General features: G+C 34.2%; 2 protein-coding genes. Both read right to left on the minus strand.

Features of this window, described 5'->3' with window-relative positions; all coding sequences use genetic code 11:
* Positions 1-191, minus strand: a 191-nt coding sequence (locus tag LGK95_RS22205; RefSeq protein ID WP_264174637.1) for a GTP-binding protein, incomplete at its 3' end; no start/stop codon positions are given.
* A gap of 18 nt (positions 192-209) precedes the next feature.
* Positions 210-692, minus strand: a 483-nt coding sequence (locus tag LGK95_RS22210; RefSeq protein WP_226127108.1) for a phosphoadenosine phosphosulfate reductase domain-containing protein, incomplete at its 5' end; no start/stop codon positions are given.

A 692-nucleotide genomic window follows, 5' to 3' on the forward strand; every position in this document is an offset into this window, starting at 1 on the left:
TCTTCAAAAGCATCTAATAGATAAGCATATTCAAAGGGTTTACCTGTTTCTTTTGCAATTCTTTTAACTTTGTCAATTGCACCTTCCGGTAATGATTTTGTATCATAAAGTAATCTTCCAATTACTGTTGACTTGCCGTGATCTACGTGTCCTACTGCAACTATTCTTAATACTTCTCTTGTATTTTCCATTAGTAATAAACCCCTCCCTTACATGTATCCATCTTTACGAAGTTTTTGCATAGCGTAAGAATCCTCTTGATCTTGAGCCCTGCCTGCTCTTTCTCCTGTTGTAGTGTGTTTCAATTCTTCAATTATTTGATCAATGTTTGTAGCATTAGATTTTATCTTACCAGTACACTCAGCACAGCCAAGGCTTCTGTATCTTTCACCATTCTTTGCAAAATATAAATCTATAAGTGGTATATTTTCTCTCTGTATATAAGACCATATATCAATTTCATTCCAATGAAGTATTGGATGAACCCTAATATGGTTTCCTTTTGGAAAATCAGTTTTAAATTGGTCCCAAAGTTCTGGCGCTTGATTAGTGTAATCCCATTCGGAATCCTTATTTCTTTCACTAAATATTCTTTCCTTAGATCTAGAACCTTCCTCGTCACTTCTAATTCCTAGAATTAGTCCATCAAATTCATAATTTGTAACCACCTGTTGAAGACCATCTGTTTTTAG

The sequence above is a fragment of the Clostridium algoriphilum genome (genome assembly GCF_020443705.1).
GTDB classification, from domain to species: domain Bacteria; phylum Bacillota; class Clostridia; order Clostridiales; family Clostridiaceae; genus Clostridium_AD; species Clostridium_AD algoriphilum.